Origin of the sequence: Neorhizobium huautlense (assembly GCF_002968575.1) — a bacterium.
Classification (GTDB): Bacteria; Pseudomonadota; Alphaproteobacteria; order Rhizobiales; family Rhizobiaceae; genus Neorhizobium; species Neorhizobium huautlense.
Map to the genome: position 1 here is coordinate 298,712 of NZ_PVBM01000002.1, position 24,791 is coordinate 323,502.

General features: G+C 59.0%; 28 protein-coding genes. 15 read left to right on the forward strand and 13 right to left on the reverse strand.

Features of this window, described 5'->3' with window-relative positions:
* Positions 1 to 90: 90 nt before the first annotated feature.
* The 4 genes from fliG to motA all read right to left on the reverse strand — a co-directional run bounded on the left by fliG (position 91) and on the right by motA (position 3,663).
* Complete coding sequence (fliG, locus tag C5L12_RS03615) at positions 91 to 1,143, reverse strand: flagellar motor switch protein FliG (protein ID WP_105370636.1); 1,053 nt, start codon at positions 1,141 to 1,143, stop codon at positions 91 to 93.
* A 28-nt stretch (positions 1,144 to 1,171) separates the two neighbouring features.
* Positions 1,172 to 1,774, reverse strand: coding sequence for a flagellar motor switch protein FliN (gene fliN, locus C5L12_RS03620; RefSeq protein WP_105370637.1), 603 nt, complete (start codon positions 1,772 to 1,774; stop codon positions 1,172 to 1,174).
* Between the two features lie 66 nt (positions 1,775 to 1,840).
* Positions 1,841 to 2,794, reverse strand: a complete 954-nt coding sequence (locus C5L12_RS03625; RefSeq protein ID WP_105370733.1) for a FliM/FliN family flagellar motor switch protein — start codon at positions 2,792 to 2,794, stop codon at positions 1,841 to 1,843.
* On the reverse strand, positions 2,794 to 3,663 hold the full coding sequence (motA, locus tag C5L12_RS03630; protein WP_105370638.1) for a flagellar motor stator protein MotA: 870 nt from the start codon (positions 3,661 to 3,663) through the stop codon (positions 2,794 to 2,796). The genes C5L12_RS03625 and motA overlap by 1 nt, the downstream gene beginning before the upstream one ends.
* Before the next feature lie 176 nt (positions 3,664 to 3,839).
* On the opposite strand from motA, the gene C5L12_RS03635 reads away from it, so the two are divergent.
* The 13 genes from C5L12_RS03635 to C5L12_RS03695 are packed head-to-tail and all read left to right on the forward strand — an operon-like array spanning position 3,840 to position 12,796.
* Positions 3,840 to 4,616, forward strand: coding sequence for a DUF1217 domain-containing protein (locus C5L12_RS03635; RefSeq protein WP_165924092.1), 777 nt, complete (start codon positions 3,840 to 3,842; stop codon positions 4,614 to 4,616).
* A 1-nt stretch (position 4,617) separates the two neighbouring features.
* The gene (gene flgF, locus C5L12_RS03640; protein WP_105370639.1) at positions 4,618 to 5,355 is read left to right on the forward strand and encodes a flagellar basal-body rod protein FlgF; all 738 of its coding nucleotides are present in this window, start codon (positions 4,618 to 4,620) and stop codon (positions 5,353 to 5,355) included.
* An 18-nt stretch (positions 5,356 to 5,373) separates the two neighbouring features.
* Positions 5,374 to 6,771: a flagellar protein export ATPase FliI gene (fliI, locus tag C5L12_RS03645; RefSeq protein WP_105370640.1), complete on the forward strand. Its 1,398-nt coding sequence runs from the start codon at positions 5,374 to 5,376 to the stop codon at positions 6,769 to 6,771.
* 7 nt (positions 6,772 to 6,778) lie between these two features.
* The gene (locus C5L12_RS03650) at positions 6,779 to 7,351 is read left to right on the forward strand and encodes a flagellar protein (protein ID WP_105370641.1); all 573 of its coding nucleotides are present in this window, start codon (positions 6,779 to 6,781) and stop codon (positions 7,349 to 7,351) included.
* Between the two features lie 53 nt (positions 7,352 to 7,404).
* Positions 7,405 to 7,791 (forward strand): flagellar basal body rod protein FlgB, encoded by a 387-nt coding sequence (flgB, locus tag C5L12_RS03655; RefSeq protein WP_105370642.1) that lies wholly within the window; start codon positions 7,405 to 7,407, stop codon positions 7,789 to 7,791.
* Positions 7,792 to 7,795: 4 nt separating this feature from the next.
* Complete coding sequence (flgC, locus tag C5L12_RS03660) at positions 7,796 to 8,215, forward strand: flagellar basal body rod protein FlgC (RefSeq protein WP_105370643.1); 420 nt, start codon at positions 7,796 to 7,798, stop codon at positions 8,213 to 8,215.
* Positions 8,212 to 8,547: a flagellar hook-basal body complex protein FliE gene (gene fliE, locus C5L12_RS03665; RefSeq protein ID WP_105370644.1), complete on the forward strand. Its 336-nt coding sequence runs from the start codon at positions 8,212 to 8,214 to the stop codon at positions 8,545 to 8,547. The genes flgC and fliE overlap by 4 nt, the downstream gene beginning before the upstream one ends.
* Positions 8,548 to 8,565: 18 nt before the next feature.
* Complete coding sequence (gene flgG / locus C5L12_RS03670; protein ID WP_105370645.1) at positions 8,566 to 9,354, forward strand: flagellar basal-body rod protein FlgG; 789 nt, start codon at positions 8,566 to 8,568, stop codon at positions 9,352 to 9,354.
* Positions 9,355 to 9,372: 18 nt separating this feature from the next.
* Positions 9,373 to 9,855, forward strand: a complete 483-nt coding sequence (gene flgA, locus C5L12_RS03675) for a flagellar basal body P-ring formation chaperone FlgA (protein WP_105370646.1) — start codon at positions 9,373 to 9,375, stop codon at positions 9,853 to 9,855.
* Positions 9,852 to 10,967, forward strand: a complete 1,116-nt coding sequence (locus C5L12_RS03680; RefSeq protein ID WP_105370647.1) for a flagellar basal body P-ring protein FlgI — start codon at positions 9,852 to 9,854, stop codon at positions 10,965 to 10,967. The genes flgA and C5L12_RS03680 overlap by 4 nt, the downstream gene beginning before the upstream one ends.
* A complete protein-coding gene (locus C5L12_RS03685) occupies positions 10,964 to 11,521 on the forward strand; it encodes a MotE family protein (RefSeq protein ID WP_105370648.1) in 558 nt (185 codons plus the stop codon). The genes C5L12_RS03680 and C5L12_RS03685 overlap by 4 nt, the downstream gene beginning before the upstream one ends.
* A complete protein-coding gene (gene flgH / locus C5L12_RS03690) occupies positions 11,518 to 12,237 on the forward strand; it encodes a flagellar basal body L-ring protein FlgH (protein WP_105370649.1) in 720 nt (239 codons plus the stop codon). Before C5L12_RS03685 ends, flgH begins: the two co-directional genes overlap by 4 nt.
* Before the next feature lie 40 nt (positions 12,238 to 12,277).
* Positions 12,278 to 12,796, forward strand: coding sequence for a flagellar basal body-associated FliL family protein (locus tag C5L12_RS03695; RefSeq protein WP_105370650.1), 519 nt, complete (start codon positions 12,278 to 12,280; stop codon positions 12,794 to 12,796).
* 105 nt (positions 12,797 to 12,901) lie between these two features.
* Here the strand turns inward: C5L12_RS03695 and C5L12_RS03700 are convergent, their stop codons facing one another.
* The 8 genes from C5L12_RS03700 to C5L12_RS03735 form a co-directional block, all read right to left on the reverse strand.
* A complete protein-coding gene (locus C5L12_RS03700) occupies positions 12,902 to 13,681 on the reverse strand; it encodes a cephalosporin hydroxylase family protein (RefSeq protein WP_105370651.1) in 780 nt (259 codons plus the stop codon).
* A 39-nt stretch (positions 13,682 to 13,720) separates the two neighbouring features.
* The gene (locus tag C5L12_RS03705; RefSeq protein WP_105370652.1) at positions 13,721 to 14,524 is read right to left on the reverse strand and encodes an NAD-dependent epimerase/dehydratase family protein; all 804 of its coding nucleotides are present in this window, start codon (positions 14,522 to 14,524) and stop codon (positions 13,721 to 13,723) included.
* Positions 14,521 to 15,009, reverse strand: coding sequence for an acyltransferase (locus tag C5L12_RS03710; RefSeq protein ID WP_105370653.1), 489 nt, complete (start codon positions 15,007 to 15,009; stop codon positions 14,521 to 14,523). The genes C5L12_RS03705 and C5L12_RS03710 overlap by 4 nt, the downstream gene beginning before the upstream one ends.
* Before the next feature lie 55 nt (positions 15,010 to 15,064).
* Complete coding sequence (locus tag C5L12_RS03715) at positions 15,065 to 16,288, reverse strand: class I SAM-dependent methyltransferase (RefSeq protein WP_205839301.1); 1,224 nt, start codon at positions 16,286 to 16,288, stop codon at positions 15,065 to 15,067.
* Positions 16,285 to 16,845, reverse strand: a complete 561-nt coding sequence (locus tag C5L12_RS03720) for a dTDP-4-dehydrorhamnose 3,5-epimerase family protein (protein ID WP_105370655.1) — start codon at positions 16,843 to 16,845, stop codon at positions 16,285 to 16,287. Before C5L12_RS03720 ends, C5L12_RS03715 begins: the two co-directional genes overlap by 4 nt.
* Positions 16,842 to 17,924, reverse strand: coding sequence for a CDP-glucose 4,6-dehydratase (rfbG, locus tag C5L12_RS03725; RefSeq protein ID WP_105370656.1), 1,083 nt, complete (start codon positions 17,922 to 17,924; stop codon positions 16,842 to 16,844). The genes C5L12_RS03720 and rfbG overlap by 4 nt, the downstream gene beginning before the upstream one ends.
* On the reverse strand, positions 17,906 to 18,679 hold the full coding sequence (rfbF, locus tag C5L12_RS03730) for a glucose-1-phosphate cytidylyltransferase (protein WP_105370657.1): 774 nt from the start codon (positions 18,677 to 18,679) through the stop codon (positions 17,906 to 17,908). Before rfbF ends, rfbG begins: the two co-directional genes overlap by 19 nt.
* 88 nt (positions 18,680 to 18,767) lie before the next feature.
* A complete protein-coding gene (locus C5L12_RS03735) occupies positions 18,768 to 20,009 on the reverse strand; it encodes a glycosyltransferase family 2 protein (RefSeq protein WP_105370658.1) in 1,242 nt (413 codons plus the stop codon).
* Positions 20,010 to 20,372: 363 nt separating this feature from the next.
* On the opposite strand from C5L12_RS03735, the gene fliP reads away from it, so the two are divergent.
* Positions 20,373 to 21,110, forward strand: a complete 738-nt coding sequence (fliP, locus tag C5L12_RS03740) for a flagellar type III secretion system pore protein FliP (protein WP_105370659.1) — start codon at positions 20,373 to 20,375, stop codon at positions 21,108 to 21,110.
* Positions 21,111 to 21,144: 34 nt separating this feature from the next.
* Here fliP and C5L12_RS03745 read toward each other — a convergent pair whose 3' ends face one another.
* Positions 21,145 to 23,082 (reverse strand): O-linked N-acetylglucosamine transferase, SPINDLY family protein, encoded by a 1,938-nt coding sequence (locus C5L12_RS03745; protein ID WP_170109041.1) that lies wholly within the window; start codon positions 23,080 to 23,082, stop codon positions 21,145 to 21,147.
* Between the two features lie 330 nt (positions 23,083 to 23,412).
* Between C5L12_RS03745 and C5L12_RS29015 the strand changes: the two genes are divergently transcribed.
* Positions 23,413 to 24,684 (forward strand): flagellin N-terminal helical domain-containing protein, encoded by a 1,272-nt coding sequence (locus tag C5L12_RS29015; RefSeq protein WP_105370661.1) that lies wholly within the window; start codon positions 23,413 to 23,415, stop codon positions 24,682 to 24,684.
* Positions 24,685 to 24,791: the final 107 nt, after the last annotated feature.

Here is a 24,791-nt window from a genome sequence, read left to right on the forward strand (position 1 = left end):
GACTGTGGGCGAGCGGGGTCGGATTGCATACGTACAAACGAAAACGGAGCGGTCGCCCGCTCCGGTCTCTTCCTCGTGCACTGCTCGTGATCAGGCCGCTTCCGCAGGCTTCTCGTCGTCCTTCTTCTCTTCCTTGAGAAGGATTTGTCCGGAATTGGCGAGTCGGATCGCTTCCTGCGCCACCGCGCGGCGGGCGATTGCCACTTCCCGAGGGTTGAGGCTGGCGGGCTGAACCTGAAGATCGCTTTCGATCATGCGGCGTTGGCGGGGGCTGATGGCCGAGAGCACGCATTCCTTGATCTCGTTGCTCGCACCGCGAAGCGCCATGGTCAGGATGTCCGATGCGACGTCGTTCAAAAGCAGGACACGGCTGCGCTGCGGCATGTACAGCAGGTCTTCGAAGAGGAAGATCTTCGGGCGGACCTTGTTGACCGATTCCTTGCTGATCGTTTCGAGCGAGTTGAGCAGCGTGTCGACCTGGCTCTTCTCGAGTTCGTTCATAAGTTCGGCGACCTTGTTGGAGCCGTTGGAGTTGCGCTCTGCGTCGACGGCGGCAATCAGTTCGACCACGCGGTTTTCGATGATCTGCGCTGCCTTCGGGCTGACTTCCTTCATGTTGACCGCGCGATTCATGACATCGGCGCGGCGGCTGTCGGGAAGCTGCAGTAGTACTTTCGCACCGAAACTCGACGGCATCTGAGAGAGAATGTAAGCGATTGTCTGCGGATGTTCGCGTGACAGGAACTTGCCGATGAATGCCGGCTCGGCATCCTGCAACCGGTCCCAGATGTTGGCTTCGTAACCCTGGAACGCGGCGCGGCGCCCAAGCAGTCCGTCCACTTCTTCCGGGGTCAAGCCGGCTTCGAGAATACCCTCGATTGCCGCGGCATTGTCCATGAGGCCGGTGCCTTCGGTGAACAGGTCCTCGAATTCGTTCACGAGCTGAAGAAGTTCATCGGGGGGAATCGTCCGCAATGTCTGCGCCGATGCGATGATGTTCTGCAGCTCGCTCTGGGTAAAATACTTGAGAAGTTTGCCGGCGATGCCCTTGCCCATGGCAAGGAGAACCGCCGCAGCCTTTTCGGCCTGGGACAACGGTTTTGTAGAGAGCGCGCTACCGCCGAAATCCTCAAAGTCCATCATGGTCTTCCCTCTCTGTCCCGAACAGGGATCAGGTTCTTCTCGTGCTCAGTACTTCCGTCAGTTTGACACCGAAGCGCGTGTCGTCATTTTCAAGGACGGTGATCTCGCCCTTGCCGATGCGGCGGCCGTTGACCATGATTTCCACCGGTTCGCCAATTCTCTTGTCGAGCGCGATCGTGGCGCCCTCTTCAAGGCTCATCAGGCCGGAAACCTGCATGCGGCTGGTGCCCAGCACGATCTCGACGTCGATCGGGATATCCATGATCAGATCGAGATTTGCGTTCAGGGCGCTGCCCGGCTCTTGATAACCCGTACCCGTACCTGCAGAAGAACTGCCGAAATCGCTGCCGCCGAAACTGCTGTCGCCGCCGAAGGTCGTACCGCCGGCAAAATCAGCACCGCCGCCGAAGCTATCGGTCTGGGCTTCGAAGCCGCCGCCAAAGGCCGGAGCGTCTGCTGAAAAGTCGCTGGTTCCGGACGCGCCAAAATCGGCGTCGAAGCCCGGCACACCGCCATCGGCGTCAGCCTTCAAGACGCCGCGCAGATCGTCGATGGCCTGATCCAGTTCGACTCCATTGTCGAGAGGCATCAGCGCGTCGTCTTCGGTGAGAGGTGTCTTCTTCGTAGCCATGCGGTCATTATTCCTGTTGAAACTTGCGTCAGCCTGCCCTGCCGAAGTGTACAGGCCGGTGCGGGTCTAACCTATCAGATGCCTGAGAATCTCGTCGTCCGTACTGATGTTATCCTTTACGCGGACTGTATAACGTTCGCCCGATCGCCCAAATTCGCACGAGTACATGTCTTTGCCATTGGCACTGACCTGGACGCGGACATCCCGCTTATCCTGGAAGGCGATCACGTCGCCGGCCGCCAGCCGGGAGATCGTGCCCAGAGTAAGTTTCTGCAGGCGAATACGGGCTTCCAGCGTAACATTCGAGCGGCGCACCTGGTCATTCATGCGGTCGGTCCATTCTGGTTTTGCCTTGGGAGCCTGGTTTTTCGCCTTGGGAGTCGTCACCTTGGTTTTGAGAAAGGCGCGCTGCGGAATGACAAGAGCGAATTCCGAGGTGGTCGAACCGAGTTCGAACGCCATTCGGATTGCTACGCCAAATTCAGGACGGGTAACGTCTTCCGGCTTCGGTCGGTCCTCAGCGTTGTGAGGACGCTCGAGGCTTGCCTCAAAACCGCCCGGCGCGTTGACGCCGGAGCGGAGTACGTTAGCAATCCGTTCGAAGACCATCACGGCGAGATCCAGTTCGATCTCGGACAGCGGACGATCGATCGGCTGGGTAATCGTTTCGGGTGCCGCTCCCAGCATCAACTCCATGAGAGCGATGATGAAGCTGTTGCCGCAGGCAAGCACGAAGTTGGGGGACCAGTTGCGAAGACCGCCGTCGGTCAGCGCGAACCCGTCGCCGAGGTCTGCGACAAGGTCGTTCATTAGGCCGGATGTGCAGCTGACATAGGACACGCCGATGCGGATGCCGGTTTCGCTGTGAAAGACATCCGGCAGGAACTCCATGTAGAGTTGGGCAAATTCGCTGCTGATCTTTTCGACGGTCCTCTTGTCGCCAAGTCCGCCGGTCAGTTTCGCGAGAAGCGCCAGATCCATTCCCGGCGCGAGGGTTGGGGTCGTTTCACTAGTCGTCATCATGCCGCCTTTTCACCGCCAGGATTCATCATTTCCTGCTCGACCGAATCGATCGAAGGGCGTTCTTTGTTGGAGATTGTCTTGCGTCCGTATTCCAGCGCGACCTGCGGCACGGAACCGTTCATGTAGGCAAGCAGGGTCTGCTTGACGATGATGTAGAGGCGCTGCTGCTTGCCGCGCACGATCTTGATCTGCGAGCAGATGGGATTGCAGACGCAGTACGACAGGAAGATGCCGAGCATGGTGCCGACGAGTGCCGCGCCGATCAGGCCGCCGAGAACCTCGGGGGACTCGTTGATCTTGCTCATCGCCTTGATGACCCCGAGAACGGCCGCGATGATACCGATGGCAGGAAAGGAATCCCCGACCGCGGTGATCGCGTGATAGGGCTTCATCTTGTCCTGGAACATCGTGTCCAGCTCTTCGTCCATCAGCGCCTCGATCTCATGTGAACGGGCATTGCCGATGATGATCAGGCGGACATAGTCGCAGATGAACGCGGTCAGTTCCTTGTTCTTCAGCACCGTCGGGGCGGTCTGGAAGATCGACGATTCGTCTGGATTGTCGATATGCGCTTCGATTTCGTTGCGCGACTTGGTTCGCAGGTCCCGCATCAGAGAATAAAGCACGCCGAGGACGTCGAGATAATTGCGTTCTTTCGGCACTGCATTCTTCAAGGCTTCACCAAGCGCCTTGCCCGAATCCTTCACGACCTTCATCGGGTTGCCCATAATGAACGCGCCGACGCCTGCACCGCCGATGATCATGAGCTCGAAGGGCTGAACGAGAACGTCAACGTGGCCGCCCATGGCCATGAAGCCACCGAGGATACAGCCAACCGAGATGATAAAGCCGATAATAATATTCATCGTGAACCTGTGCCGATCGTTTTCGTTCGGTTTCGGGATACGGTCTCTGGCTTGCGTGAGGCTGGCTCTCGGCGCTTTGAACGAAGGGGAGCCGGACAGCTTCGCGCAAGTCTTTGCGCATAGTTCTCGCCAGGATCGGACCGGATTGCCCGCTCCACAGACTTTGGTGAGCCATCGTGATCACGACCTATACCAGCTATGCCATGATCAGCCGCGACCTGCCGAAATCGCTGGCGCGGGTCGCAGAAAAGCCGGATGTTGCGCGCGAGACGGAATATTACCTTTCCAAGATCGGCAGCATCAAAACCCTCGACGATTTCATGGCCGACAGCCGCGTCTATAACTACGCGCTGAAAGCCCACGGCCTGGAGGATATGGCTTATGCCAAGGCCTTCATCCGCAAGGTCCTGGCTGAAGGTACCGACGCAGATACCGATTTTGCCAACAAGCTCTCCGATAGCCGCTACGCTTCGCTGGTGGAATCACTGAACTTCGCAGCCCATGGCGCGGCTGCGACATCCTTCGAAAAGGCCCAGAAGGGCGTCGTCGACAAATTTCAGCGTCAGACGCTGGAAGAAGAGGCAGGCGCGGAAAACATGGGCGTGCGTCTTGCGCTCTATTTCGAGCGTATGGCGCCGACCATCAAATCCGGCATGGAAATCCTGGCGGACGATGCTCTCTCGGAAGTAATGCGGACCACTCTGCAGTTGCCCGATGAGATCGTTGGCGCGGACCTCGACCGACAGGCAAAATATATCGAAGAGGTCGTCGATATCGAGGATTTCCAAGATCCGGCCAAGGTCGGCAAATTTCTCGAACGGTTCACCGCCATGTGGGAGCTGGAGAACCCCTCCGAAAGCTACGACCCGGCAAGCCTGTTCACCTCTTCCTCGAGCGGGATTTCCACCGATCTCCTGATCTCGATCAATAATTTGAAACTCGGAGGCAAATGATATGCAGTCCGGACTTTACGTCGGCATTTCTTCGCAAATCGCGCTCGAGCGCCGCTTGAACACGATCGCCGACAACATGGCCAACATGAACACCGTCGGGTTTCGCTCGACGGAGGTCAAATTTGACGAAGTTCTGAGCAAGACCCAGAACGACCTTAACGCAAAGGTGGCCTTCGTTACGCAGGGTAACGACTATCTGTCGACGCGCACAGGAGAGCTGCAGCGCACCGGCAATCCTCTGGACTTTGCGATCAAGGGCGATGCCTGGTTTGCCATCGACACGCCGGCGGGTCAGGTTCTCACCCGGGACGGCCGTCTCACCATGGATGAAGCCGGCCAACTTCGATCCAGCCGGGGTTATCCGGTCCTGGATGCAGGCGGCGCACCGATCCAGCTCAACCGTGACGGTGGACCGCCGACAGTCGGGGCTGACGGCATCGTCATGCAGAACAACCAGCCAGTCGCCACTCTCGGTCTTTTCACCGCCGACATTTCCAAGGGCTTCGTTCGCTATGAGAACGAAGGGGTTATTCCGACCGACAATCCGCAGCCCGTTCTGGAAGGCATGCAGAATTCCGTGGTGCAGGGTTACGTCGAACAGTCCAACGTCAACGGCATCAGTGAGATGACCCAGCTTATCCAGGTCAATCGTGCCTTCGAAAGCATTTCGGCTCTGATGCGCGACAGCGAAAACTCGATGAGCTCCGCCATCAAGACGCTCGGCGGATCCAACAGCTAATAGGAAAGACAGCCCACCATGATGGAAGCGGCTATCCTCGATGCAGTCAACGGCGGCAAGCTTGCGCAACTTGCAGGGCTTGTAGGGCGCTATGCCAACCCTGCCTTTTCTGTCGCGCATGGTGGTCATGTCAGGACCATCGCCGCAGGACACTATACCGTTGCCGGCCTTTCGAAGCATGTGCGGCTTGGCGAATTCGTCGCTCACCGCAGTGCGACCGGTATTCATCTGGGCGAGGTCGTTCGTGTCGAGCCGGATATCGTCTATGTCAGCCCGATCGAGCCGGGCGAACCGATCGGCATCGGAGACACCGTCATCCGCAAAGGCGCTTTTCGGGTCGCTCCGGACGATAGCTGGTGCGGCCGGACGATCAGCTCGCTTTGTGAGCCGATCGACGGCAAGGGGCCGATCTCCAAAGGTCACAATCCCCGTTCTATCGCCAACACCGCGCCACCCTCGATGACGCGCAGCCGCGTCGAGACCGGTTTCAAGACCGGCGTCAGGGCAATCGATATCTTCTCGCCGCTCTGCCTCGGTCAGCGTCTCGGCATCTTTGCCGGTTCCGGTGTCGGTAAATCGACTTTGCTGTCCATGCTTGCTCGGGCCGATGCCTTCGACAAGGTGGTGATCGCGCTGGTCGGCGAACGTGGCCGCGAAGTGCGTGAATTCATTGAGGATACGCTTGGCGACAACATGGCGAAATCGATCGCTGTCGTCGCGACCAGCGATGAAAGCCCGATGCTGAGGAAAATGGCGCCGCTGGTTGCCATTACGATTGCGGAGCACTTCCGGGATCAGGGCGACAACGTGCTGTTCATCGCCGACAGCGTGACGCGTTTTGCCCATGCCATTCGGGAAGTCGCCGTCGCGTCGGGCGAACCGCCGATCGCCCGTGGCTATCCGGCGTCGGTGTTTACGGAATTGCCGCGCCTGCTGGAGCGCGCCGGTCCGGGCGTCGAGGGAACGGGCACGATCACCGCAATCATCTCGATCCTCGTCGACGGCGATAACCACAATGACCCGATTGCGGACTCTACCCGCGGTATTCTGGACGGGCATATCGTGCTCGACCGTTCGCTTGCAGAGGAAGGGCGCTATCCGCCGATCAATCCGCTTGCCTCAATCTCACGTCTGGCCCGAAAGGCGTGGACGGATGACCAGGAAAAGCTGGTCGCACGTCTGAAATCGCTCGTGCATCGCTACGAGGAAACGCGCGACCTGCGCCTGATCGGGGGTTATCGCGCCGGCAGCGATCCGGACCTCGACATGGCGATCAAGCAGGTGCCGGTCATCTATGAGGTCCTGAAACAGACGCCGGGGGAAAAGCCGGCTCTCGACGCCTATGCGGACCTGGCGAACGCACTGCGGGCTGCTGCGGGGCAGGGCACTCCGCCATCCGCCATAGCAAGAAGGTGATTGTGGGATGAGCGACTTACACCACGAAGACGAGGCCGCACCTCCGCACAGAACGCCAAAGGCCGCCTCGCGGCTTGGCGACAAGATCCTGATTGCCGTTGGTGTGGCGCTTGCAGCGGCCTCCGCTTCTTTCCCCTGGTATGTCTTCTTCAACGAGGAGAAGTTCGGCATCCGCACCACGGAGCTCGGACGCACTCGTGACCTGCCTCCTGGCGCGGGACGTCCGGTCGTCAATGTCTCGCCGCTCGCCATGACGGACAGCTCCAAGGAGGACTGGCCGGCTCCACCCGAACCTACCGATGCTCTGACGACCGCCACCACCTCATCGGTGGGCGAAGCGCGTGACAGGGGTGCTTTTCGCGAAGAGCAGCCGTTTCCGGGAAAGAGCGGCTTCAAGCTGCTGCATGTCGCCAACGGCCGTGCTTTGATCGAGGACGGCGCGGGCATGTACATGGTCCGCGTCGGTTCGATCCTGCCCGATAACAGCAAGCTCGCCACGCTCGAGCAGCGTGACGGCAAATGGGTGATCATCACATCCACGGGACAAGTCTATCAGGACACGCAAACGTCGCGACCGTAAGTCCGACGCAAGGTTACCAGCCTAGGCTTCAGGCAAATAATGGAGAGAAGCCTATGCAACCGATTCAGCTCTTTGAAATGGCATCACGTCAGGCCGAGTGGCTTTCCGTGCGCCAGGAGGTGGTTGCAGGCAATATCGCGAACGCCAATACGCCAAAATATAAGGCGAAGGACGTATCGCCCTTCGATGCCGTCCTCGAGCAGACATATGTTCCGATGGCTCGCACCCATGCCTCCCACTTCGCTGCAAACAACATCAGCGACGAGGTCGAAATCAAGGAATCGGAACTGAACGAAGAGATCGGCGTCCAGGAATCCGGCAATACCGTCTCGCTGTCCGATGAGCTGTCGAAGACGGGTGAAATCAAGCGCCAATACGAACTGAGCACAGGTCTGGTGAAGTCGTTTCACAGCATGATGCTGATGATAGTGAAGAGGTAAGCAAATGGATCCGCTTTCAGCCTCGCTGAAGATCGCTGGATCGGGAATGGAAGCACAGGCGACCCGCCTGCGCATCGTTTCCGAAAACATCGCCAACGCCCGCTCGACCGGAGATACGCCCGGTGCGGACCCCTACCGTCGCAAGACGATCACCTTCGGTGCCGAACTCGACAAGGCAAGCGGCGTCGACGTGGTGGAGGTCGAGAAGCTCGGCGTCGACAATTCGAAATTCGCTCTGGAATACGACCCGGGCAACCCGGCTGCAGACGAGAAGGGCATGGTCAAGATGCCCAACGTCAACATGCTGATCGAGATGGCGGACATGCGCGAAGCCAATCGCTCCTACGAAGCCAACATCCAGACCATCAAGCAGACGCGCGAATTGATCGCTGCGACGATTGACCTTCTGAAGGCCGGACAATGATCGAAAAAATTCAAAACGTTAGCTCTCTTTCGCTCGGCAACGGCATCGATGAGATCGGCTCCACGACGGGATCGGCGCTCGGCACGACATCGCTGACGCCCGGCGAGAATACCGGCATGAACTTCGCCCAGGTTCTGGGCGACATGGCGACCGACACCATGAATAGTCTGAAGGGCGCCGAAGCAATGTCCTTCAAGGGGATACAGGGCAAGGCTAACACCCGTGAAGTCGTCGATGCGGTGCTGGAAGCACAGCAATCGCTTCAGACGGCCATGTCGCTCCGCGACAAGATCGTCTCGGCCTATCTCGAAATCACGAAAATGCAGATCTAAAGTTTTGAGGACGAAGACATGAGAGCGCTTTCCGTCGCAGCAACGGGCATGGATGCCCAGCAGACCAATCTCGAAGTCATCGCGAACAACATCGCCAACATCAACACCACGGGCTATAAACGCGCGCGTGCCGAGTTTTCCGATCTGCTTTATCAAAGCGAGCGGGCTCAGGGCGTTCCGAACCGTGCCAACCAGGCGATCGTGCCGGAAGGCGCCAATATCGGTCTTGGCGTGCAAACCTCCGCCGTTCGTAACATCCACACCCAGGGTGAACTGTCGCATACGGAAAACGACCTCGACGTCGCGATAGTCGGCCGCGGCTGGTATCAGGTCCAGTCTCCGGACGGCACGACGCTCTACAGCCGCGCCGGCGCCTTCAACAAGAATGCGCAAGGGCAGCTCGTCACGATCGACGGTTATGCGATCGTGCCGAACATCACCTTTCCGGCGGATGTGAGTGAAACCCAGATCACCCGTACCGGCCAGGTCATGGTCCGCGTCGGTAGTTCCAGCGATTTCACCGAAATCGGTCAGTTGACGGTTGCCAACTTCGTGAACGAGGCCGGCCTCCAGCCGCTCGGCGACAACCTGTTTGCACAGACCGCGGCATCCGGCGAGCCGATCGTTGCCGCGCCGGAAGATCCAGGCTTCGGTTATCTGAAGCAAGGTTATCTGGAATCGTCGAACGTCGATGCCGTCAAGGAAATCACCGACCTGATTTCAGCCCAGCGTGCTTACGAGATGAATTCCAAGGTCATTACCACCGCGGATGAGATGGCGCAGATCGTCAGTAAGAACCTGAAATAATAACAGGAGACGGGAGACATGAGGTTTCGCCGGAAGAATGCGATCGGGGCCAGGCTGGCTATGCCTTTGCTGGCTGCTCTCCTTGCCGGAGCGGGTTCGCCCGCTCTTGCCGGAATGGGAACGGCGGTCGTGCCGACCTCGACCATCTATCCGGGCGAGGAAATTTCCGCCGGCAAGGTCGAAGAGGTCGAGGTCACCAATCCGAATCTCTCGGGCGATTACGCCCGCTCCTCCCACGAAGTTGTCGGCATGGTAGCCAAGCGTACCCTGCTGCCGGGGCGAACCATTTCGGTCTCTGCGTTGCGCGAGGCATTTGCCGTGACGCGGGGTTCCTCTGTCCGCCTGACCTTCTCAATCGGCAACATGACCATCTCGGCCTCGGGTTCGCCGCTTGAGAATGCCGCGGTCGGCGATGTCATCCGCGTGCGCAACACCGATTCGGGCGTCACGGTCAGCGGCACCGTCATGGCTGACGGCACGGTACAGGTGATGGCGAAATGAAAAAGAACTGGCTATTCCCCGCTCTTGTCCTGATGGGATCGCTTCTATGGGCGGTGCCGGCATCCGCCGATAACGCGCGCATCAAGGATATCGCCTCACTGCAGTCCGGCCGCGACAACCAGCTTATCGGTTACGGCCTCGTCGTCGGTCTTCAAGGGTCCGGCGACAGTCTGCGCTCCTCTCCATTTACCGATCAGTCGATGCGCGCGATGCTGCAGAACCTCGGCATCTCAATGCAGGGCAGCCAGGCGAACGCCAAAAACGTCGCCGCTGTAATGGTGACGGCGAACCTGCCCCCCTTCGCAAGCCCGGGCAGCCGCATCGACGTCAATGTCAGCTCCCTCGGCGACGCCACCTCTCTGCGCGGCGGCACCCTGGTCATGACTTCGCTTTCCGGCGCTGACGGCCAGATTTACGCGGTTGCCCAGGGCGCCTTGATCGTTTCCGGCTTTTCCGCCCAGGGTCAGGCCGCGACGCTGACCGAAGGCGTTACGACTGCCGGCCGCGTTCCAAACGGTGCCATCATCGAGCGTGAACTGCCGTCCAAGTTCAAGGACTCGGTCAATCTTGTCCTGCAGCTGCGCAATCCCGATTTTTCGACAGCGGTACGAATTGCCGATAGCGTCAACGCCTTTGCGTCCCGCCGCTACGGCGGTCCGGTTGCGGAACCGCGCGACAGCCAGGAAGTCATTGTCCAGAAGCCGAAATCTGCGGACCTGACCCGTCTGATGGCCGAGATCGAAAATCTGGTGGTCGAGACCGATACCCCGGCAAAAGTTGTCGTCAACGAGCGCACCGGCACGATCGTCATCGGGGCGGATGTCAAAGTATCCCGCGTGGCGGTGAGCTACGGCACCCTGACCGTGCAGGTCACAGAAACACCGCAGATCGTTCAACCTGAGCCTTTCTCCCGCGGCGAGACCGCAGTTCAGGAGCAGACGGACATCATGGCGATGAAGGATGGCGGGCAGGTCGCGATCTTGAACGGCCCTGATCTGCGGACCCTTGTGGCCGGCCTCAACAGCATCGGCGTTAAGCCGGATGGTATTATCGCCATCCTGCAGGGCATCAAGTCTGCCGGTGCCCTTCAAGCGGAGCTCGTCCTGCAATGACCGAGACCCTGTTCACCATATCCGTATCCAAGACGCTTGCACGACGTGTCCTGACGGCAGCGGCGGTCCTTACGTTGGTCTCCCAGGTGGGTGCGCAACAGCCGGCGACGATTTCTGAAGCGTCCACCAACGACGAGATCCAGAAGTTCTGCACCAACATCGCCGATGCGGCGCGGGACCAGCGTTATCTGCTGCAGAAGCAGGAGCTCGAAAAGCTGCAGGCGGACGTGGACGCCCGGATAGAGGCGCTCGAGCAGCGCACCGCCGAATACCAGGACTGGCTGAAGCGCCGCAACGACTTCCTTGCGCGCGCCCAGGCCGGCCTCGTTGATATGTTCAAGACCATGAAACCCGACGCCGCGGCTCCGCAGCTCCAGGAGATGCGAATGGAGATTGCCGCGGCGATCATCATGCAGCTCCCGGCGCGTCAGTCCGCTCTTTTCCTGAGTGAAATGGATCCGGAAAAAGCCGGCATGATCTCCACGATCATTTCCAGCGCAACCGATCCGAATACCTCGAAAGCACGTCCCAATACTCCGAAAGCGCCCTCATGACGAAACGCATTCAAGCCATCATGGCCGTTCTCCTTCTGGCCGGCTGCCAAAGCCAGACGATCAGGGAGATCGGCAATGCGCCGTCGATGAGTCCGATCGGCAGCGGCCTGCAATATGCGCAGACGCCGCAGATGTCCTCCTATCCGAAGCAGCCGCGGCAGCTTGCAAGCGGCTATTCGCTCTGGAGCGATAGCCAGGCGGCGCTGTTCAAGGATGCACGTGCGCTGAACGTCGGTGACATCCTTACGGTCGACATCAAGATCAACGACAAGGCGACCTTCGACAACGAGACCGAACGCAGCCGCACCAACTCGACCGGGCTGAAATGGGAGCTCGGCGTGAGCAACCTCTTCGGCTGGACGCCGGAAGCGGAAGCGACCGGCGACCTTGGGTCGAATTCGAGCACGGATTCGGAAGGAAAGGGCAAGACGAAGCGGTCCGAATCCCTCAAGCTGCTGGTCGCGGCAGTGGTCACCGGCATTCTCGAGAACGGCAATCTCCTGATCAGCGGCTCCCAGGAAGTCCGCGTCAACCACGAGATCCGCATCCTGAACGTGGCGGGCATCGTGCGGCCGCAGGATGTCGATTCGCAGAATACCATTTCCTACGACAAGATCGCCGAAGCCCGCATCTCCTACGGCGGCCGCGGCCGTCTGATGGAAGTTCAGCAGCCTCCGGTCGGCCAGCAGGTCGTCGACCTGTTCTCGCCCTTCTGACGGTATCGTATAGAGATCTCTTTTTGAGGGTTTGAAGACCATGGCGGAAGAAGCACAGGCAGGCGAAGCCGGTGGCAAGAAGAAGGGTGGCTCCGTAATGCTGATCGCGGGCCTTTCCGTCCTCACGCTTGTCGGCGCCGGCGGCGGCTGGTTCGTCGGCAAAATGATCGCGCCCAAGGATCCGGCGGCCGAAGCGCAGCATGAAGAAGCCGCCGCTGGCGGCGAACATGGCGAAGGCAAGAAGGAGGAGGGGCTGCCTCATATCTCCACGGAAGCTGCGGGCGTCGTTCTCCTTGAGCCGATCACCACCAATCTCGCCTATCCGTCCGAGAACTGGATCCGCCTCGAGGTGGCGCTCGCCTTCAAGGGCGCGCCGGAACTGCCCCTCGCTGAAGATATCCATCAGGATATTCTCGCCTACATGCGGACCGTCTCATTGCAGCAGATCGAGGGGCCGCGCGGCTTCCAATACCTGAAGGACGACCTCCAGGAACGCGTCGATCTTCGCTCGCAAGGCAAGGTCAGCAAGATCATGCTCAGATCTTTCGTGGTGGAATAACGCCATTCCACTATCGACGACAAAACCGGCCTGACATCGTCAGGCCGGTTTTGTTTTGTCCAAGGATACCCTTCCGGATGTTCCGGAAGGGCTGTGAAGAGCGGACTATCGCACCCGCTTCAGGAAACCGTCGGGAGCGACGGTGACGAGCAGCTTGTTTTCGACGGATTTGTCGATCTCGAATTCCGGATGGCTTTTCAGATACTCGAAAACGGCGGTCTTCGGATTGTCGCCGGGGTTCCAGGGGCGATCCTTGAAGAAATCGCGCGGCAGGTCTTCGACAAAGGTATCGAACACCGCGCAATAGCAGCCGGGCGTCACGAGTGGTGCATAGGCTTCGAGCTCGGCAAGCACGTGTTCGTGAGTATGCATCGAATCAAGGCAGACCATCACCCGCTTGTAGGGAGCCGCGGCTTCGCGCACCGCATCGACGATCTCCTTTGCGACCGACGATCCTTCGAACATCTGGATGCGGCTTGCCATCGGATGGGTCTCGATCGCCTCGCGATTATGGGTGCGGATGTCGATATCGATGCCGATCACCTTGCGATCTGATTTCTTGGGATCGATCGTCGTGCCCGCTTCAATGGCATCGCACATATCGAGCAGCGCAAGCATCGACGCGCTAAGGATCAGCGAGCCGCCATGGGCAATGCCCGTTTCGATCACAAGGTCGGGGCGGGTCGCCCAGATGAGCTCCTGGATCGCCTGCATGTCCTGCGGATACTGAATGATCGGGCGCCCGAGCCAATCGAAGTTATAGACATACCGCTTGGCCATGGACATCTCGCGCCAGGCAGAGCTTAGCCCAAGAAATTCCTGATCATTGGCATAGCCTTCCGCGGTCGCCCTGCGCTCCTGCTGAAATTGTTCGATCGGGTTCATGTGTGTCTACCTTCTCTATCGTGCGCCTTGCAGCAACTATTACGCTGCTTCGCGGTTGAGGACCAATGGCAAGAAATCGAGGACGGGCGAGGGCGTAAAACCGAATTCGTCTTTGATCCTGGCCGTGGAGATCGGTGGGAAACTGGTGGTCGGGGCATTCTCGTCGACGGCGAAGGAACAACCCGTCGCATTGGCGATGGCAGAAACCCACGCCCGATGGCTGAGATCGGTGCCGCTCGCCACATTATATATTGCCTGCCTGCCTGCGATGGCGATCTCGGCCAGCAGGCGGGACACGTCATCGATCCAGATATAGTCTTTCGCAGAATCGAGCGCGGTGCGGAGCTGAATATGGCCTTGCTGTGCTTCCCGGCAAAGCTCGCCGACAAATGTGTCAGAACCCGCTTCGTTCGGGCCTACGACATTGGAAAGCCGCGCGATGCGTACGCCCGGCCGCCCTGACGACAGGCAGATCGATTCCCCGGTCATCTTGGAAAGATTGTAGAGGTCGGAAGGGTTGGAAGGGTGTGCGGAAAGCAGGCCGTCTTCTAGCGTATCGCTGCTGTTTGCGTAGATCCGGGTCGAGGAGAGATAGAGGAACGATTGGAAATCGGCATCGCGCAGGAGGTTTGCTGCAAGCGTCACATGCGCTTCGATCGTATCGAAAGGACGGGTACGGAAATCTGCCGTTAGCCCGATGGCGTAGATGCAGTGCCCCAGATCTCCACGCGCTTCGCCAAAATTGTCCCGCGAAACGGGCATTACCTCGTAACCGGCCGCGCGCAGAAACCGTACGACGTGCCGTCCGACAAATCCCGATGCGCCGAGAACGGTGAATCTCATTCGCGATGCCCCAGAACCTTGAGCGGATTGCCGCCGACGATCGTATAGGGTGCGACTTCCCCCCGAACGATCGAGCCTGCCGCGATCACGCAGCCCTTGCGCAGGTGTGCACCATCCAGAATCACCACATTGGCACCGATCCAGACATCGTCCTCGATGCGGATGCCGCCCCGGGTCGGTTGAAAGCCTTGTTCGCGAATCAGGCGATCCTTGTCCTTGAAGGCATGGTTTACGGGCGCGAAGGTGCAGTTGGCCGCAACGAGCACATGATCGCCGAATTCGATGCCATTGCCGGTATAGAAGACGCAACCACTATTGATGTAGCAGAACCGGCCGAACGTGAGATCGCCATTGCCGCCGGCGGGCTTGATCTTGACGAAACTGTCGATCACGCTGTTCTCGCCGACCACGATCTTCGTGCCGCGCGTCGAATCCTCGATATCCGCAAGTGAGCTTACTCGTGCTGACGGGTGGATTTCGATCACGGTTCTTACCTTCGTGATTTTCCGTTATCCCTGCTGAGGGAGACGGAAAGCGGCGTTACTGAATTTTCAGATCCGGCACGGCGGTGACGAATTTGGTGCCCTGCTCGGCAAGAGTCGCCAGCTGCTGACGAACCTCCGTCGCGATGTTCCAGGGCAGGATCAAGACATAGTCGGGCCGCCGCTCGGAGATTACGTCCGGATGGAGGATCGGGATATGGCTGCCCGGCATGAACTTGTTCTGCTTGGCCGCCGCTGCATCGCAGACGAAGGGCACCAGGTCCGGCTTGACGCCCGCGAAGTTGAGGAGCGTGTTTCCCTTGGCGGCAGCGCCATAGGCCGCCACCGTCTTCCCGGCGCGTTTGGCTTCGATGAGGAAGGCGAGGGCGTCGTTCTTGACCTTCTCGGCCTTCACCTGGAAGTCCGCGTAGACTGCGGAACTGCGTAGGCCTCGTGTTTCTTCCTCGGCAAGCAGTGTCGTGACGGCGTCGGTCGTCTGACGCGGATCGTCCGCATGGCATCCATAGACGCGCAGACTTCCGCCATGGGTCGGCAACTCCTCGACATCGAACACCCGCAGACCGGCGCTTTCGAAGATCTTTCCGACGGTGAACAGGGAAAGGTAGGAGAAATGTTCGTGATAGACGGTGTCGAACTGGTTCTGCTCGATCAGCCGCATGACATGCGGAAATTCGAGCGTGACCGTGCCGCCGGCCTTGAGCGCCGCCTTGATCCCCTTGGTGAAATCGTTGATGTCGGGCACATGCGCGTAGACGTTGTTTCCAAGGATAAGGTCCGCGCCTTTGCTTTCATCGGCGAGCCGCTTGCCGAGTGCTTCCCCGAAGAATTCCCGGAGCACCGGTATCCCGAGCTTTTCGGCAGCATCCGCCGTGCTGTCGGTCGGCTCGACGCCGAGGCAGGGAATGCCGGCCGCCACGAAGTTCTTGAGCAGGTATCCATCGTTCGAAGCGACCTCGATGACCATGCTCTGCTGTCCAAGGCCGAGACGCCTGGTGATCATCTCGACATAGCGCGCCGCGTGGACGAGCCAGCTCGAGGAGGCACTCGAGAAATAGGCGTATTCGGGGCTGAACAGCGATTCGGCAGAGGCGTAATCCTCCGTCTGCACAAGCCAGCACTCCTCACAGACCTTGAGCCGCAACGGGAAATAGACTTCCGGCTTGGAAAGGTCCTCTGCCGCCAAATAGGCATTGGACGGCGGCGCGAAGCCAAGATCGAGGAAGTCGCAGCGAAGCGCGCTACCGCAGTGGCGGCATTTCATGAGATCAGTCCTGTAAATTTCTCTGTCAGATATGGATGGTTTCGGTCCCGCTCCGACATCTCGGTGACAGCGAGCGGCCAATTGATATGGAGCGTTGGGTCTTGTGAATTCAGTGCGCCTTCCGAGCCGGGAGCATAGGGCACCGAATGAAGATAGAGAAGCTCGCAATCATCGGTCAGCGCCTGGAAGCCGTGCGCGAAACCCTCGGGGATCAGAAGAGAGCGACGGTTGCCCTCCGACAGTTCTTCGGCGTGCCATTTCAGGAAGGTAGGTGATCCCGCCCGCAGGTCGACGGCCACGTCAAACACCGCGCCGCGGATGCAGTTGACCAGCTTCATTTCCGAATGCGGCGGTTGCTGGAAATGCATGCCGCGCAAGGTGCCTTTGCGTGCTGTCATAGTGAGATTGATCTGGGCAATCGGTTTGATCCAACCGGCAGTCGCCAGCTCCTCCGCGCAAAACATGCGCGACAGGAAGCCTCGCGAATCACCGAGGTTCTGCCGCTCGACGAGCTTCAAGCCGGCGAATGGCAGATCGGTGACTGTAAAGCGGCTCAAGGGCGTGCCTCGTATTCGGCGATTTCGGTTTCGCAGAGCACGCGCGCATCGGCGCCATCCCGCTGCGCGCGATACCACTTCATGGTCCGGTCGACGGCCTCTGTCAGCGACCAGCGCGGCTCGATATCCAAGATATGCCGCGCCTTGGCTGTTTCCAGTGCAAGCCAACCGGCCTCGTGCGGGCCTTCCGTGCCGTCGCCATAATGCACATCGCCGCGGCCGTAGGAGGCGCGGGCAATCTCGATAACCTCGCGAACGGGTGCTGCCTCGTGGCTGACCGGCCCAAAATTGAATGCATCTGCAAGTGACGGATCGGCCCAGAGCCGCTCCGCCAATACGAGATAGGCCGACAGGGGCTCAAGGACGTGCTGCCAGGGGCGTTTTGCCTCCGGCCGCCGCACTTGCAATACACTGCCCGACTGCCAGGCACGGACTGCATCCGGTAATAGCCTATCCGCCGACCAGTCGCCGCCGCCGATGACATTGCCGGCCCGAGCACTGGCGACTGCTACGCCTTTTTCCCGCAAAAACGAATCCCGATAGCTCGAAATCACGATCTCGCAGGCGGCCTTGCTGGCGCTATAGGGGTCGTGTCCGCCGAGATGGTCGGTTTCCCGATAGGGGAAGGCGTGCTCAAGATTGCGATAGACCTTGTCGGTGGTGATCGCCACGACGACGCGTGCCGTTTCCACGAAGCGAATTGCCTCGAGCACGTTTGCTGTCCCCAGCACGTTGGTTGCGAATGTGCCGATCGGATCCTGATAGCTCGGACGAACCAGGGCTTGGGCTCCGAGATGCAGAATGATCTCAGGTGAAGCCGCTTTAACCAGTTCGGCGAGCTTCCCGGCGTCCCGGATATCCTGGAAATGACTTGCAGCAAGATCGGGACGGGCAAGGGTGAACAGGTTCGGCTGGGTTTCCGGAGGCAAGGAAATGCCGGTCACCTCCGCACCGAGCCGCTTCAGCCAGATGGAAAGCCAGGCGCCTTTGAAGCCCGTATGTCCTGTGAGAAGGACCCGCTTGCCTGCCCAGAAGCCGGGGTTCGGGAGTGCGCCTCCGGTCACGGCCAGATCTTCCACGGTGCATCTCCAGATGCCCAGAGCTCTTCGAGAAGATTCTTTTCGCGCAACGTATCCATCGGCTGCCAAAAACCTTCATGCTCATAGGCCATCATTTCGCCCATCGCTGCCAATGTGGACATAGGCGCCGATTCCCACGGCACGTTGTCCCCTTCGATGAGTTCGATGCATTTCGGCGAAAGTACGAAGAAGCCGCCATTGATCAGGCCGCCATCGCCCCGCGGCTTTTCCACAAAGCCCGTCACCTGATTGCCGGAACGCTCCAGGGCGCCGTAGCGGCCCGGAGGATGAACCGCGGTGACCGTTGCCATCTTCCCGTGGGTGCGATGGAACTTCACCACCTCCGTGATATTCACGTCGCTTAAACCGTCACCGTATGTGAAGCAGAAGCTCTCTTCGTTGCGGAGATATTCCTCGACGCGTTTCAGGCGGCCGCCGGTCATGGTGGCTTCGCCGGTGTCGATCAGCGTCACTTTCCATGGATCGGCACTGCGGCGGTGAACCTGCATTTCGTTGTAGGCCATGTCGAATGTCACGTCCGACATGTGCAGGAAGTAGTTCGCGAAATACTCCTTGATGACATATCCCTTGTATCCGCAGCAGATGATGAACTCGTTCACACCATGGGCGGAATAGAGTTTCATGATGTGCCACAGGATTGGGCGGCCGCCGATTTCGATCATCGGCTTGGGCCGGAGATGTGTCTCTTCCGAAATGCGGGTCCCTAACCCACCGGCCAAAATAACAGCTTTCATTCTTTCTCTCCCTGCCTGCAGGGGGCGGGATCCGCTCCCTCGATCGAGATCCCGCGATATCCTGTCAGCCTTTTTCGGGCCGGCTATCTTACAAGAGGATGGTCTGTATCAAGTCTTCCTGGGCAAATACAAGGTTGGGCTCGTATCCCTGCTCCAGATAACGGTCGCGCTGTTCGGGCGAAAACACCAGGACGGCCGTCTTGCTGATGAAATCCTTGGTCGGTTCCACGGGATCATCGATGATCTCTATCCGCGCTGGGAAGTTCACCTTGCGGATTCTTTCCTTGAGGATGATCGTGTCGAGGAAGCCGTGCAATATCAGGTTTTCGATGCCGCCGGCAGCGTTGACCTGCCAGGCAAGCGTTTCGAGGGCGGCTGCGAGCATGAGCCCGTCGCGCGCCGCAACCACTTCGGGATGCTTGTCCAGTCCACCGAAGACGATGCGGGTGTAGATTTCATAGGCCTTGACGAATTGCCGCGACGCGACCAGCAGCCGGAGCGCCACGGTCATGCGGATCAGCGTGAACATCCGGCACATATATTCCTGGGTGAACTTGTCGTTGTCGTCCCGGGAGATCTGCCCGCGCTTGATGCCGAAGTAGAGGAAATACTCCAGGCCGCCGCGATACTGGTCCCAGCCGGACATTGCGATTTCGTGGCCGCCCTGGGGGCGGTCGCGGCCGATCTCGGAACGAATCACCTGCCGGTAGAATGGCTGCTTCAGGAATGCGATGTCGCCCTGATCCAGGAAATGCGCCAGAAGCGGGAAGGCATAGAAGCAGATGTCGCGTGGCACCCAGGTCGTCCTGAGCGCGCTGGTGCGGAATACGGCGATTTCCGGGAATATGTGCTTGTTGTAGATGAAGTTGAATACCTCACCGAAACTGCGCTGGCGGAAAATGGTATCTTCCTCGAGCTGATAGAAGATATCCATGTCCTTTTCGAGGATACCGTCATAGGTCCACCACGGGGCGTGGCACACGTTGACGGTGGGATTCTCGTCCATGAACTTCAGCGCGTTGAGGAGACCTTCGAAGATCAGGCGGTCGTCATCTGCCACGTACACGGAATATTCGCCGTGGGCGCGTCTATACGTCCCGTTCACGTTGACGAACGGGCCGTTGTTTTCCGCCCGCAGATAATAGCGGATCGGCAATTCGGCCGAGAGCTCTTGAACCACCTCGCCGGTGTTGTCGGTGGATGCATTGTCCGAAATGATGATCTCATAGGGAAAGTCGAACTGAAATTCCTTGATGCGCCCCAGGCATGCGCGCAGATGAGCAGCGCGATTGTAGGTTGGGATGCAGATGCTGAGCTTGATGGAATTCACTTAGATTTCCTCGATCGGGGGTTTCAAGCCGCCTGGTCTGTCGCTGACCGGAAGCGGCTTGGCGATGTTGATATGATGCAGGACTGCGGCAAGTTCTCGCTGCGTCGCGATTTACAGCGGCAGTATTTCCACAACTGATTCGTGTTCAGGCTCCCGCCATCATGAGATTTCTGAGCAGACGCTAACGGTCGAGACTTGTGCAAAACTGAAGCCTCACGGGATCTCGAAACAGAGACGAACCGGGGTCGATCGGCCAAATACGGCCATCTTCCTGTTCACGACCGCAGGTACGGGCCGGTAATCTGTTGACCGCGGTTGGCGAGGGTGACTATCGAAGGGAGTGTAAAGGACCCTCATGATCGCATGATTCGGCTGATCTATCTGCTCGTCGCGCTGATCGCGACACCCGGGCTTGCGCTCGCCCAACAATCACCTGCGGATCTTCTCAATCTGCCGGTGGATGGTTCCGCTGCTGCTTGGATCATCCGTACCTTCGGGCTTTTGACGGTCCTGTCGGTCGCGCCCGGCATCCTGATCATGGTCACAAGCTTTCCGCGCTTCGTGATCGCGTTTTCGATTCTCCGATCAGGTATGGGGCTTGCTACGGCACCCTCCAACATGGTGCTGATCTCGATGGCGCTGTTCATGACCTTCTATGTCATGTCGCCCACATTTGATCGCGCCTGGAACGAAGGTGTCCAGCCGCTTCTTCAGAACCAGGTAACGGAAGCGGAGGCGGTGCAGCGAATTGCCGAGCCTTTTCGGGTTTTCATGTCCGCCAATACCAGAGACAAGGACCTGGAGCTTTTTGTCGAGATCGCTCGCGAGCGGGGCCAGTCGGTCGGTACTCCTGAGGCGATCGACTATCGCGTCCTGATCCCCGCTTTCATGCTGTCGGAAATCCGGCGCGGCTTCGAAATCGGTTTTTTGATCATCCTGCCCTTCCTGGTGATCGACATGATCGTTGCTGCCATCACCATGGCGATGGGCATGATGATGTTGCCGCCGACATCGATCTCACTCCCTTTCAAGATTCTCTTTTTCGTCTTGATCGACGGCTGGAACCTGCTCGTGGGAAGCCTTATCCGGTCCTTCGGGTGATAGAGAAATGGCGGGGACGGCCCCGCCATTTTGTTTACGCGGTGCGTGTGCTGAAAGGCGCCTCACGCGGAGGTAGGGCCGGAACCGCAAAATGGTCCGGCTTCAGCTTGGCCTTTGCCCGGTCGACCATCATTTCATAGCCCGTTTCCAGATGACGGCAGAAGCGCTCCGCATCGAAGAGCGGTTTGATGAAGCGGTTCTCCTCAAGCCGTGTGCGGATTTCTTGAAGCTCTTCCCGGTTCTTGAAATAGTGCACGGCGCGGTTCACGTAGTCGTCGGTCGTGTCGCAGACCATTTCCGGAAGGCCGACGGCGTTGAGCAGGCTCTCGCTAACGCGCGAGGCGAAGTTCACGCCCTTGAAGGTCAGCATCGGCAGACCGCACCAGAGTTTTTCGGACGTGGTGGTATGTCCGTTGTAGGGATAGGTATCCAATCCGAGGTCTGTAAGCGCGATGCGGTCGAGATATGCGGAATAATCCAGCACACGGTCACCGAAAAGGATGCGCTCGCTGGCGATGCCGGCGTCAGTGAAGCCCTTGAGCAGGTTCTTGCGCGATCCGAAGGTTTCCTTGCAGATCAGGAAGAGGTAGCTGCCGGGGGTCGCCTTGAGAATGCGGATCCAGAGATCGAGCGTTGTCCGGCTGATCTTCCAGTGGGTATGGAAGCACGAGAAGATGAAGGCGTTCTGCGGCATCCGGCACATGCTGCGATCGATCTTCCTGGGCAGCGACCGGTGGATCGCATCATTCGGGAAGAACGTCTCCGGCATCCAGCAGATCTTTTCATAGTAATTCGGGAAAGATGTCTCAGGCACGACGGTGCGGTCGGCAATCAGGTAGTCGATGTCGACGTTGACCACGGTGCCGGGATATCCAAGCCAGGTCACATGAACGGGCGCTGTCAGCTGGTTCATGATCGGGACGCGGGTTTCGGCGGTATGGCCCTGGAGATCGACCAGGATGTCAATGTTCGCGGCCTTGACGGCCTCCACCGCTTCGTCGTCCGTCATGTTGCGGATGGAAACGATGCGCCCCCAGTTTTCGCGCACGGCGGCATTGCTGTCCTTAAGGGTCTTCTCGCTGGCATTGCAGAAGAGCGTGATGTCGAACTTGCTGCGGTCATGTGCTTCGAGAACGCCGCGGAAGGCCTTCATCACCGCATGGTCGGTCCATAGGTCGGCCGAAAGGTAGCCGACGCGGATCTTGTCGCCCCAGTTATGCGGCATCGCATGGCGTCTGGCGGTGATGCCCGCAGGCTTCCTGACCCGCGCAGCGCCTGCGATCGCGTTGACCTTTTCATTGGTGCACCAGCGGATATTGTAAAGCGAGATTTCGTCGAGGAAGGGCTCGATCCGGCCTGCCGCGATTTCCTCTTCGAGGATCGGGTCGTATTTGTCGATGACCTCGTAGTTGTTCACATCGCGCATGATCGTGAGGTAGTAGTTGCGCAGGATTTTGTCTTCCGGCTCGCGCTCGAAGGTATCGACGATGAGCTTGTGTTCGGCTTCCGTCCTGGTCGCAAGACGGATCGAACGGATCGAGAAGCGGCGGTGCTCGGCATTGTCGCTTTCGGCGAGCGTTTTCTGGAACGCCTCGATGCCGTCCATCTCCTGGCGCATCAGTGCGCCGGACATCAACATCGCCATGTCCGGGTCGGCAAGGGCCTCGTTGAGGATCTTAGCGCCGATGCGCAAGAGGCTGATGTCGTCGTTATTGGCGAAGTGAAGCCGCATCGCCTCGCGAAGATATTTCAGCCGATGACGGGATTCCTGTTCGCCTGCGACCTGGAACGCCTGTGCGGCCTCCGTCTTCATGCGCAGCTTGACCAGCGTCGCGCCCAGCAATGCGTAGTGCCTCGGATCCTTGTCGACGTCCAGCAATCGGTTCAGGATGCCCAGCACGTGATAATATTCGGCCTTGTCGAAGCTCTTTTGGGCGGCCACATATTCCCGTTGTGTCTTCAGGCTTTTCAAGTCTTCGCACTCCAAATCATAGCCGCACAGCCGCAAGGGCGGAGCGGCCTCCTTGCTCATGATGACCGGCGAAGCTTGCTTGAAGCCGTCCTGTTGACGGAGGGGAAGGGCGATAACCGCCCGTTAACCATGGGAACAGAGGGCCTGACGCTGGAACCCGAATTAAAGAACTTGGCAAGGATTGGCTGCCAGATTTCTCCTCACACGACGGGTTTGGTATCTCTTCGCTGAAGGAACCGAGTTGGCATGATGCCGGACCGAAGTGACCGGTATATTTTTTAGCCCGGTATGTCCCCCCACAGTATTTCGTTCAAAGGGACAACTTGAATCATGGCAAGCATTCTTACCAACGTTAACGCAATGGCCGCTCTCCAGACGCTGCGGTCCATCAGCTCCGACATGGAATCCACGCAGAGCCGTATCTCCACCGGCCAGCGCGTCGGTTCGGCTTCGGACAACGCAGCCTACTGGTCGATCGCAACCACCATGCGTTCGGACAATGCCGCTCTTTCGTCCGTCCAGGACGCTCTCGGCCTCGGCGCCGCCAAGGTCGACACCGCATATTCCGGTATGGAAGCTGCGATCGAGGTTGTTCAGGAAATCAAGAACAAGCTCGTAACCGCCGGCGAATCCAGCGCCGACAAGTCGAAGATCCAGGAAGAAATCACCCAGCTGCAGCAGCAGCTGAAGAGCATCACCTCTTCGGCTTCCTTCTCCGGTGAAAACTGGCTGCAGGCCGACATCAGCGGCAAGACCAACGCTGTAACCGGCGTCGTCTACGCTTCTGACGACATCGCCAAGCAGATCGTCGGCTCCTTTACCCGCGACGCTGAAGGCAACGTTTCGGTCAAGACCGTCAACGTCACGCTCAACGAATCGAACGTTCTGTTCGACCTTTCGGGTGGCGATGCCGGCATCCTCGACGCAAACTTCCTGAAGGGCATGCGCACGGTTACCGACTCTCTCGGTGCCGATCGTTACGCCAAGGTCAACACCGCGGCCATGAACGACACCACCGCTGTCTGGAGAGATATCGGCGGCGACGTATGGCAGAAGGGCAATACGCTCGGCGCTTACACCGACGGTTCGAACGGCACCTACCTGATGAAGGTCGGCGGCGGCTTCGTCGATGCGGTCTTCAGCGCAACGGCCAACGAATATCAGGTCAACACCAACGCCTTGATCGCCACCAACGCTTCGATCACGCTCACCTCGGGCCTCTCGGTCGCCGAACTCGATATCACCAAGCTTGACGACTACCGCAAGGCTGGTGATTCCAAGAACCTCGGCATGGGCGACGGCACCAACGTCTCCGACGATGACTTGATCGCTGCTCTGACCTCGTTCGTCGACAACCAGCTCGAAAAGATGACGAGCGCCGCTGCAAAGCTCGGTGCAGTCTCCAAGCGCATCGAGATGCAGGGAGACTTCGTCTCCAAGCTCTCCGACTCGCTCGATAGCGGTGTAGGTCGCCTGGTCGACGCCGACATGAACGAAGAGTCCACCAAGCTCAAGGCCCTGCAGACCCAGCAGCAGCTGGCGATCCAGTCGCTTTCGATTGCCAACTCGGACTCGCAGAACATCCTGTCGCTCTTCCGTTAATCGAAACAGGCGAAATGGCGCGGAGGCTGACCGCGCCATGGACCCGGAAAAGGGCCGCGTCCGAATTCGGACGCGGCTTTTTTATTTTTCTAAATCGGCTTCAATCT

Excerpts from the sequence above, each read along its gene's own strand:
- fliG (WP_105370636.1), bottom strand. The coding sequence starts at position 1,143 with ATGATGGACTTTGAGGATTTCGGCGGTAGCGCGCTCTCTACAAAACCG.
- fliN (WP_105370637.1), bottom strand. The coding sequence starts at position 1,774 with ATGGCTACGAAGAAGACACCTCTCACCGAAGACGACGCGCTGATGCCT.
- C5L12_RS03625 (WP_105370733.1), bottom strand. The coding sequence starts at position 2,794 with ATGACGACTAGTGAAACGACCCCAACCCTCGCGCCGGGAATGGATCTG.
- motA (WP_105370638.1), bottom strand. The coding sequence starts at position 3,663 with ATGAATATTATTATCGGCTTTATCATCTCGGTTGGCTGTATCCTCGGT.
- flgF (WP_105370639.1), top strand. The coding sequence starts at position 4,618 with ATGCAGTCCGGACTTTACGTCGGCATTTCTTCGCAAATCGCGCTCGAG.
- fliI (WP_105370640.1), top strand. The coding sequence starts at position 5,374 with ATGATGGAAGCGGCTATCCTCGATGCAGTCAACGGCGGCAAGCTTGCG.
- C5L12_RS03650 (WP_105370641.1), top strand. The coding sequence starts at position 6,779 with ATGAGCGACTTACACCACGAAGACGAGGCCGCACCTCCGCACAGAACG.
- flgB (WP_105370642.1), top strand. The coding sequence starts at position 7,405 with ATGCAACCGATTCAGCTCTTTGAAATGGCATCACGTCAGGCCGAGTGG.
- flgC (WP_105370643.1), top strand. The coding sequence starts at position 7,796 with ATGGATCCGCTTTCAGCCTCGCTGAAGATCGCTGGATCGGGAATGGAA.
- fliE (WP_105370644.1), top strand. The coding sequence starts at position 8,212 with ATGATCGAAAAAATTCAAAACGTTAGCTCTCTTTCGCTCGGCAACGGC.
- flgG (WP_105370645.1), top strand. The coding sequence starts at position 8,566 with ATGAGAGCGCTTTCCGTCGCAGCAACGGGCATGGATGCCCAGCAGACC.
- flgA (WP_105370646.1), top strand. The coding sequence starts at position 9,373 with ATGAGGTTTCGCCGGAAGAATGCGATCGGGGCCAGGCTGGCTATGCCT.
- C5L12_RS03680 (WP_105370647.1), top strand. The coding sequence starts at position 9,852 with ATGAAAAAGAACTGGCTATTCCCCGCTCTTGTCCTGATGGGATCGCTT.
- C5L12_RS03685 (WP_105370648.1), top strand. The coding sequence starts at position 10,964 with ATGACCGAGACCCTGTTCACCATATCCGTATCCAAGACGCTTGCACGA.
- flgH (WP_105370649.1), top strand. The coding sequence starts at position 11,518 with ATGACGAAACGCATTCAAGCCATCATGGCCGTTCTCCTTCTGGCCGGC.
- C5L12_RS03695 (WP_105370650.1), top strand. The coding sequence starts at position 12,278 with ATGGCGGAAGAAGCACAGGCAGGCGAAGCCGGTGGCAAGAAGAAGGGT.
- C5L12_RS03700 (WP_105370651.1), bottom strand. The coding sequence starts at position 13,681 with ATGAACCCGATCGAACAATTTCAGCAGGAGCGCAGGGCGACCGCGGAA.
- C5L12_RS03705 (WP_105370652.1), bottom strand. The coding sequence starts at position 14,524 with ATGAGATTCACCGTTCTCGGCGCATCGGGATTTGTCGGACGGCACGTC.
- C5L12_RS03715 (WP_205839301.1), bottom strand. The coding sequence starts at position 16,288 with ATGAAATGCCGCCACTGCGGTAGCGCGCTTCGCTGCGACTTCCTCGAT.
- rfbF (WP_105370657.1), bottom strand. The coding sequence starts at position 18,679 with ATGAAAGCTGTTATTTTGGCCGGTGGGTTAGGGACCCGCATTTCGGAA.
- fliP (WP_105370659.1), top strand. The coding sequence starts at position 20,373 with ATGATTCGGCTGATCTATCTGCTCGTCGCGCTGATCGCGACACCCGGG.
- C5L12_RS29015 (WP_105370661.1), top strand. The coding sequence starts at position 23,413 with ATGGCAAGCATTCTTACCAACGTTAACGCAATGGCCGCTCTCCAGACG.